Genomic DNA, 5,100 nt, shown 5'->3' with positions numbered 1-5,100 from the left:
AATAAAGGGAAAAAATCACTCTAACCTAGACAGAGCAATAATTCCCAGCATTTTTGCCATCCAATAACTACAATCCTTACAGAACAAGGTTTTTGGGGAATTTTTAAGTTATAAAGCGACAAGTCTAGTATTTATATTTATACTGACTACTAAAAGTCATAATTTTACTTAGTAGTGCAGGATGGCGGAAATAACTGACCAGTTACAAAATCCTCAAACAATTCCAAATCAAAAATGATTGACTTTTAAATGCATGACTTTTAACTTCCGCATAGCGGCAGTAGTGCCCTTAAATATCTCAATTCCAAATCAATTTATGAATGGAGAATCAGCATTACAATTGCTGCTCATTGATAACGATCCTATCTTTCGGATGGGGTTAAAATTTTCCTGCGAGCAGTTTTCAGACATAGAAATATTAGGTGAAGCAGAGGTAGGAGCAGAAGCGATAAAAGTTATTGAAAATTTGATAACACAAGAAAAGAAATTTGTAATAATTTTAGACATAGATACCCAGAATTTGTCTGCTAAAACTACACAAGATTTAAACATCTCTGGAATTGAATTTTGTCAACAGCTAAAAACTTCATATCCTCAATTACCAATCTTATTATTAACATCCTTACAAGAAAGTGCATTATTAATTTTAATGCAAGAATTAGGTGTTAATGGATACTGCCCTAAAGGAATCAGTATTTCTGAGTTAGTAACTATTATTCAAAAAGTTGCAAATGGTGAGTATTATTGGGAAAATAGTTCTCTAGATGTGCCAGAAAATTATGGCAAAGTGACAACTTCAAATCTAAAAGTTCAAGCAGCAAACTTTTTCAAAACTCTTCGTTACAATGTTTGCAAGTCGGGACTAAAACAGATAGATTTGTCTCTTGCAAAAATTAATTCTCAACTAGATGAAAGTGTAAAAAAATTAGACCGAAAGAATTTAACTTCTGTACTTTTTAATGTAGCAATTAACTCTGGGCAACGTCGAGAATTGCTAACAGCTAGGTGGATTATTAATCAACTATTACCTAGTTCTTTTAATCCTCTTGTACCAATAAAAAATTCAGAAGTTATTTCTCCGACTCCTACTGAAGAAATAAATATAAAAACAGCATTATTTGAAGTAACAATCGCTAAATTAAATTCTAATTTAATTAATCTTAGTAGATTACCAATGGAAACTGATATCTTGCGAACTACTAAGAAGCAAGAACTAATATGTATAGCTTTATGTAAATTTGAAGATATTCTTGATGAACTGCGTATTACTCCTATTTTGCGGGAAGAAATACCACAAAAAAGAAATGAGATTGTCAGCAAATTGTGGGAAGTTACAACCCAAGTTTTTTTTAGTAAATACTATCAAGTAGAAATAAGTAGTAGAACAATGACACTCAATTCTTTTGCAGAAAAAATTAGAGTAGAAGTGATACCAGTCTTATTAAATGATGTAGAGAATGTGCATAATTTTATTCTGAATAAGATTCCTTTAGTTGAAGAATTAATAGCGTATTTATTATTTGAAGTTCCTTTAGTAGTCGATAATAAATCTTGTGCTGTAGGTACTCCTGAAGCTATGCAATTTTCTGAAGCTCTATTGCAAAATTTATTAATTTCAATTGCTAATGCTGTGATGTACCCTTTACTAAATAATTTTGCCGATGTTGAAGAAATTAAAGAAGATTTTTATAGTCGGCAGTTATTATCAACACGAGATATTGAAAAATTCCGTAATAGTTTATCTTGGAGATATCGTATAGAAGAATATGTAGGGGAACCAAAAGCGATTTTTGAGAGTAATTTTTCTTTGTTTGTTTTGAATGAAACTGGCATTAAAAAAATGGCTATTTATTCACCCCGCAGACATGAATTAGCAAAACTTTCAGGTATTCCACTTACCGTAACATTACTTCTAGAAACTCGTGATGCAATAGCTCCTGGTGTTCGTGCAACTGTTTCTTTTATTGGTAGTGGAATTGTGTATTTACTCACTCAAGTAGTTGGACGTGGTATTGGTTTAATTGGGAGAGGTATTTTTCAGGGTCTTGGTAATTCTTTTCAAGATGCTAAACTCGGCAGAAACAATAATAGAGAAGAAACAGGAAGAAATAACTAAGAAATGTAGAAAGGTAAGGAAGAGGGAAGAGGGAAGAGGGAAGAAGGCTTAAGAGCAAGAAAAAAACTTAAATTTCCTGTAGATATTCACCCTTGAGTTGACAAAAATTATACTAAGGGATTACAAGGTAAGGAAGAAGGAAGAGGGAAGAGGGAAGAAGGCTTAAGAGCAAGAAAAAACTTAAATTTCCTGTAGATATTCACCCTTGAGTTGACAAAAATTATACTAAGGGATTACTTCGTGCTTTCTGAGTCCTGATATCAAATACGGTAGCATCAGGGTTATTCAATATTATTAAGATAAGAGTCTATATTGTAGGGGCGTTTTGCTCCGCAACATATAAAGCAGAGAGCTTGTACGTTAGCAAGTGGCCATTCGCCCCTACGCATTGTATGATGATCGACAGAATTATATTAGGGTTTGCTGAAAAAGTCTTTTGGTAGGGGTAGTAGTCAGGAGGACCGAGTCAGAAGTCAGGAGGAATGGGAAATTTAGAGGAGGTAGTCGGATATATTTATCCCTTGATTTTTTTGCAATTATTCTGCCTTTTATCCTAACTTTTTGGTTGCTCAAGCTGAAAAAGTTGCACTTTTTTTCCTTCTAAAAAGGCTAAAACCTTTATTTGTCAATGCTTTGATATTTGATCGGTAAGGCCTATATTACTCCGAAGCCAACGGATTTAATATGAGTTGTGAGTCGCGCGTAGAGCTATAGTAATTGGGAGAAAGGAGAAAGGAAGGATGAGAGTAGGAAAAAATCTTGGAATATTCCAGCATTTTATCTCTGCATTAAATCGAAGTAGATCGACAAAACAGAAATCATATTGCAATCAAATCATTTTATTGAGCTTCTAGGCAGAGCCAAATTCTTAATTCCAAAATACACTAAATTTTACTTTTGAGCAATCAAGGCTGTATTGTTTATCTATCAAGATTTTCAGCTTTTTCTAGAGGGGTGGGAAATAGAGGTGCGATAACTACGTTTAGCTGCGCTATCGCTTCTTTTTTTGCCCTAAATTACACCCTAAAAAGGGATGTTGAACTAATTTTGCTAATTTTATTTTAAATAACTAATGTTTAATTTAATTTTTGATAATTTTTAATTATTTGAGTATTTGTAGCTACTTATCCAAGACATAGACAAGTTTAAATAAGTCAAAATAATAGTAATTATAAATAATGCTCATACTTGTATCTGGATTTTTTTCCTGATTGACAAAGAAGTTAGTGGGACTTATTCCATTTCTCAAAAACTTTTCAACCCATATCTTGAGCAGAGGAGTGGGGGAGTGGGGGAGAAGTAAACATAATAATAATTAAAAAAGCACTCAGCACTCAGCACTCAGCAAGATCATTTTTCTAAAGTTTATCAGGGGATTTCAACCCCTCCTAAACAATCCTGGGCAACAGTTGCAGGGGACTTTGACCCAGAGTTCTAAAAGCTGATAGCTAGTGCCACTACGCGGAAGTTAAAAGTCTAGTATTTAAAAGTCAATCATTTTTGATTTGTAATTGTTTTAGGATTTTGTAACTGGTCAGTTATTTCCGCTATCCTGCACTAGTTGATATAGCAATTACCAAGAAGCGTGAGGTACAAAATTCGTTTGTTTTAGACATCTCCAGAAAAGAGGGAATAGGGAGTAGGGAGTAGGGGGAAATAATTGATGATTTATGTATGATAATTGATTTTATTTTTGATTATTGGAGATGTCTTCTAGGCAACAGCTCATCTGGCAATAGGCAACAGGCAATAGTTAAGTAAAGATAAGAGTGTACCTCACTCTTACTGAGAAACGCTATATCATTTCCAGATAATTAATAGATATAGTCATTCCAGTTAAGATTGAGACAAGGGTTTCTTACCTTGAAAGAGTTTCAGCTAAAAAAGTGTTCCAGTCTTATTCAGAATGACTATATCTCCAGAAAATAAACTTGCCCTTTGTTTAACATCAGCTAGAGTTGTAAAATTCACTTCCCTAAATCATTCTTCGTACCTTTTTCCTAAAAATCTCTTCCCTGTTGTCAGATGAGCTGTTGCCTACTATGCGCAAAAAGTCTATATCTTTTTCACGCCTATGTCTAATGACAAAAAAACTTTCTCCTCTTTATACCTGAAAACTTTCTATTCTTTCTTCCTAATTCTTAATTTCTAACTCCTGACTTCTGACTCCTTCCTATAACTATTCAACCGGACATAATATTACTAATGGCAAAATATAGACTCTCTCAACAACACCTGAATCTACTTACAACTTGCCCCCGTAAATTTCAACATCTCTATCTTGATAATCTGAGCGTACCAACAACACCAGCACAACAAGAAAGACTAAATTGGGGTAGTCAGTTTCACTTATTAATGCAGCAAAGAGAACTAGGATTACCAATAGAATCTTTAATGTTAGAAAATCAAGAAATTCAGTACTGTTTTGAAAATTTTTTTCAAGCAGCACCAGAAATATTAAATCCTGAAACTCAAGATAATATAATTTTACGTCAAGCTGAACATAGTCTTAGTATTAATTTTAATGATTATATATTGACGGTTATTTATGATTTATTGATTGCCGATATTCAACAAGCACAAATTTTTGATTGGAAAACTTATAGCTTTCCTCAAAATCAAACAAAGTTAGCTCAAAATTGGCAAACACGCTTATATCTTTACACTCTAGTTGAAACTAGCAAATATTTGCCAGATGCAGTTTCGATGACCTATTGGTTTATCGAACCAAAAAGTCAAAAGTTACCTGCTAAACTAAAATTTTCTTATAATCAACAGGCACACAAAAAAACTGAGCGAGATTTAAAGCAAATATTATATCGATTAAATGATTGGTTAAAAAATTATCAGGAAAAGGGTGAAGAATTTCCTCAAGTTCAGAAGATTGAACATTGTCATTCTTGTCAATTTACTACTCGCTGTCAGAATTTTTTAGAAGTTCAGGACAAAGAAGTAGACTGAATATCTACTTCTTTGTCCTGAAC

Annotated in this window: 2 protein-coding genes; both read left to right on the top strand. The window is 33.2% G+C overall.

Annotated features, from left to right (window positions below; genetic code table 11):
- Positions 1 to 316: 316 nt before the first annotated feature.
- Complete coding sequence (locus tag F6K13_RS17415; RefSeq protein ID WP_161564906.1) at positions 317 to 2,116, top strand: DUF3685 domain-containing protein; 1,800 nt, start codon at positions 317 to 319, stop codon at positions 2,114 to 2,116.
- A 2,205-nt stretch (positions 2,117 to 4,321) separates the two neighbouring features.
- The gene (locus F6K13_RS17410) at positions 4,322 to 5,077 is read left to right on the top strand and encodes a PD-(D/E)XK nuclease family protein (protein ID WP_287287894.1); all 756 of its coding nucleotides are present in this window, start codon (positions 4,322 to 4,324) and stop codon (positions 5,075 to 5,077) included.
- Positions 5,078 to 5,100: the final 23 nt, after the last annotated feature.

The organism is Okeania sp. SIO2B9, assembly GCF_010672505.1.
Lineage (GTDB): Bacteria > Cyanobacteriota > Cyanobacteriia > Cyanobacteriales > Microcoleaceae > Okeania > Okeania hirsuta.
The sequence above is the reverse complement of the archived record's forward strand: the minus strand, read 5'-3'. Positions and strand labels throughout refer to the sequence as shown.

Coding starts and splice junctions, on each gene's coding strand:
- F6K13_RS17415 (WP_161564906.1), top strand. CDS start 317: ATGAATGGAGAATCAGCATTACAATTGCTGCTCATTGATAACGATCCT.
- F6K13_RS17410 (WP_287287894.1), top strand. CDS start 4,322: ATGGCAAAATATAGACTCTCTCAACAACACCTGAATCTACTTACAACT.